General features: G+C 42.2%; 2 protein-coding genes and 1 pseudogene. All 3 read right to left on the bottom strand.

Annotated elements, in window-relative coordinates:
• Window positions 1-955 (bottom strand): annotated as a pseudogene (locus F6K38_RS36735) (hypothetical protein); the annotation flags it as partial.
• Complete coding sequence (locus F6K38_RS36730) at window positions 955-1,311, bottom strand: hypothetical protein (protein ID WP_008179790.1); 357 nt, start codon at window positions 1,309-1,311, stop codon at window positions 955-957. The gene F6K38_RS36730 and the pseudogene F6K38_RS36735, both read right to left, overlap by 1 nt.
• 11 nt (window positions 1,312-1,322) lie before the next feature.
• Window positions 1,323-3,980: CHAT domain-containing protein (locus tag F6K38_RS36725; RefSeq protein ID WP_287359955.1), on the bottom strand; the 2,658-nt coding region annotated here is incomplete at its 5' end.

Raw genomic sequence — 3,980 nt, 5'->3', positions numbered from 1 at the left:
AGTTGCTGGCATTGGTAGCGATCGCAGTTTTGTGATCCTCCATGTCTCGCAGATAACCAGCATAGTCAAAGGTCTTTAGTGGCATCTCAGTCAGTTTCTGCTTCAGTTGCTCTAGCCTTGTTTCTGGATCCCTTGGCAATTCCTTGAAGCCTTTAACCTCTTCTTCGAGTTGCCCATAGAGTCCTCTAGTTTGGCGATAACACCAACGGGCTTGATCATAAGCAAACAGGATTTTACTGCGACAGCACAATAGATTGAACAATGACAAAGACGTCTTTTCAACCAGGTTTAAGGTTTCTGGGTGACGGTTTAACCAGACCAGAAGGTGACATTGCTCCGTTGGTTTCTCTTTACCGTTGTCATAGGCAAAAATTGGGCTACCAAATAAGTGCCCAGATGCGCTAAGTTCGGGTTTTTGGTCGGTTCCCTGGAAAAAAGCATCCACACAGGCATCGGCTAACTTTCTATCCTCCTCGGGAGTGCCCACTGGTTCCCCATAGAGCACTAAGGTTTGTCCCAAAGAAGGTTGAATATTGCTGGCTAGGAGGCACCCTTGGGGATTTAACCGACTAAATTGACTGGCTGGAACGGTGACATTTTGGTAATACAGAGTTAGGTCAAGGGCATAGGTGTCATGAATTTTAACGGGATAGACCTCTACTGTTAGGGCAGAGCCTTCTATTTGCAGTGGTGCAGTATAGGTTAAGCGACCATGATCAGGTAATAGTTCTATGTAACGGCTTGCGATCGCGGTTTGGCTGGGAGGGGATTGTAATTTTTCAGGTAAAGATTTCAGGTCTGGGATAGCTAGGGGTTCGCTGAGCTGAGCACAGTGTTGCCACAACTGATCCGCATCCTGTCGGAACTTTCCCGGTTCTTGACTTAAGTCTTGGCACAGATGGAAGGCATAAAGGGTGACGCTGGGGTTTTTGATTCGCAAGGCGCTGTCAGTCATCAGCCTTTGGGAGTGTTGGGTTTTTCGGTTTCTTCCGTAGAACTCTTGCGGAGGGCATTGAGTAGTTCTTCTTTCACGTTCTTTTCATAGTCAGCTTTGGCTTCAGGAGTGGCGACAGTGCCTCCAATTCCTTTTTCACGAATTGGTTGACTACCCACTAAAACATTTAGAGCATCGTCAATAACTGGATTAGATTTACACCAGTTCTCAATCTTATCTAATAGTCCCTCCACATCATGATTAGATAGCGGAGTAATTATCGCTTCCAGTTCATTACGATCCTGTTCAGAAAAAATATCTGGTTGGCTGTTGATTAGCTTGATAAAATTTCCTATTTCTTGAATCTCAGGTTTCATAGTTTTAACTCCTATTGACCAATTGCACAAAATGCTGCCCAATGGTAAGGTTTTTCAAAAGGCTTATCGCTGGGTCTTAGATACTTAAAATCATCATTCTTCAAAAGGGGAGCACTCAAACGCCGCTTTTGATAACTCTTTATAGATAAGCTTTCAATCCAGAGTAATAAATTTTCCTTTGTTACATCCCGCAGCCAGAGTTGGGCTTGGTTAAGAGCAACTGCTAAGGACATTTGGGAGTTTAGCAAATTATCATAAAATTTAATCATTAACAATGCTGTCGATAAATCGTTTACCTTCCACAAGCTACTAACCACTGCTGGACTCCCCGCCACTAGGAAACCACTGGGTAACCCAATGTATTCATCGCTGATGTTGGTGTAATCAATCAATCCTGTTTCACAAGCAGAAAGGGTGACCAGGCGACATTGTTTTAATTGTAGGTCAAAGACTTGATCGATAGTCAGACATTTCTCTAGGTCAAATACTTCCTCCTCACTTATCCGTAAATAGCGCTCCGAATTGGGTTCAGCAGAGGTCGATTTATGGGCATTGGCCAGAATTAGAGCGGATTTTCGTGGTTCTTGGTAATTAAAGTAACCGTGACAGCTAAAATGTAAACAGTGGTAACTGTTGAAAGCTTTGCTATCTATAGCAGCTTTGGTAGCAGCGTTTTCCACAAGAATTTCTGTATCTGGTGGGGGATTGAAGTAGCCTTTAACTACGTCTACTTCGATAGGAGTGTAATGTAAATTATCAGCGGAATTTTGAACTGCAAACAGGTGGGTAAACTCTTCTGGGCGTTTTCTGGTTTGAACAAGTTGCAGTAGTTGACAGCTAGGGGCGTAACTTACCCCTGCTGGAAAGCGATCCATCAGAATTTTAGGGTTACCTTCTCCCTGCTTACTGGTAATCGGTAAGGCATGAAGGGGGAATAAATGTAAAAACCGATGGGGGATTAAAATTAAGCGATCGCATTTTTCGGGAATTTGCTTAATGATGTGATCAATGAGTAAAATTTGCGCCAGGGAATGTAGACGAGTAGTCAGGTGCTTTTCGTGATGGTATTTTTTGGTGGAGTAAGCTCTTAAATATCCATTTGCCCAATCTACCAATTTACTTAAGTCTTTTAACTGAGAATGCCAAACTTGATTACGGGTGAAGACGAAAGTGACCAGCTTATTCCGTGTAATGTAAAACTCGACAATGGCAGTGTGGTGATCCAACTTGTTCTGGAATTGCTCAAACTGAAAGCCAGAAGCAATGGGGAAATAGCGGTTTTTTAATTCATTATGCTGCTGTCGCAATCCTTGAAGACGTTTTGCTAAGGCTGTTGGGTTTTTAGCTTTGCCATCCTGAATTTGCTTTTGACCTGTGGCTATTTCATCTCTGTATTTTTTTAGTTTAGTGACAACATTTGCAGGAAAGATGCTTTTCAATTCACGGCTGATAATCTCTTCAACTAAATAGCGGTTTTTGCTTTGTTCAGCATAATCAAGTGCTTCATTAATTTTATCTAAGTCTACACAAACTTCTACCATTATGCTATAAAGTTCGTTCCATTTTTCACGGTGTCTGCGCTTGCTTTCTTCTCCAGAAACCATTTCTTCCTGCAAAGATTCTACGGTAGCAATGGCAGAGTTAAAGGTGGTGTAAGCTAAGAGAGACTGCTTACTGTCTTGGTAAGCTATCCCTAGTAGGTACAAAGTGTCAGCATGGTTTTCGGGAAAAGCGTCACGGGTGCGTACTTCTAAAGTCAATTTGTAGCAAGCGATGGCTTTTTCTAGGTTTTGTGCCTTCTGACCTATGATTCGGTCAGAGTAAGCAGAACCGAGATTATATTGTGTCGTTGCCCAATCATAAGGAAAAGCCTCAAAGGTATAAACTCTAAGAGCTTCTTGGAAACAAGCGATGGCCTCTTCTATATTCTGTGCTTTCTCTCCTTTTATTCGCTTACCGTAAGCAGCACCGAGATTAGTTTGTGTCCTTGCCCAATCTTCAGGAAAAGCCTCAAAGGTTCTGACTCTAAGAGCTTCTTGGTAACAAGCGATCGCTTCTTCTATATTCTCAGCTTTGTCGCCTTTGATGCGGTTAGAGTAAGCAATACCGAGATTATATTGTGTATCTGCCCAATCTTGGGGAAATACCTCAAAGGTATAAACTGTTAGAGCTTCTTGGTAACAAGCGATCGCTTGTTCTATATTCTGTGCTTTCTCCCCTTTTATTCGGTAAAGGTAAGCAGCACCGAGATTATTTTGTGTCCTTGCCCAATCAATAGGAAATGCCTCAAAGGTTAATACTCTAAGAGCTTCTTGGTAACAAGCGATCGCATCTTCTATATTCTGTGCTTTCTCACCTTTTATTCGGTTACCGTAAGCATTACCGAAATTATGTTGTATCTGTGCCCAATTAATCGGAAAAGCCTCAAAGGTATAAACTCTAAGAGCCTGTTGCCAACAAGTGATCGCTTCTTCTAGGTTTTGTGCTTTCTCACCTTTTATTCGGAAATAGTAATCAATACCGAGATTATGTTGTGTCCTTGCCCACTCAATAGGAAATGCCTCAAAGGTATAAACTCTAAGAGCTTCTTGGTAACAAGCGATGGCCTCTTCTATATTCTGTGCTTTCTCCCCTTTGATGCGGTGACCATAAGAAGCACCAAGATTATT

It is taken from the genome of Moorena sp. SIO3B2, from assembly GCF_010692525.1.
Lineage (GTDB): Bacteria > Cyanobacteriota > Cyanobacteriia > Cyanobacteriales > Coleofasciculaceae > Moorena > Moorena producens.
Note: the sequence above shows the minus strand (reverse complement) of the source record. Positions and strands in the feature narration are given on the sequence as shown.

Bases quoted from the DNA above. Each gene is read 5' to 3' on its own strand.
- F6K38_RS36730 (WP_008179790.1), bottom strand. From the start codon at position 1,311: ATGAAACCTGAGATTCAAGAAATAGGAAATTTTATCAAGCTAATCAAC.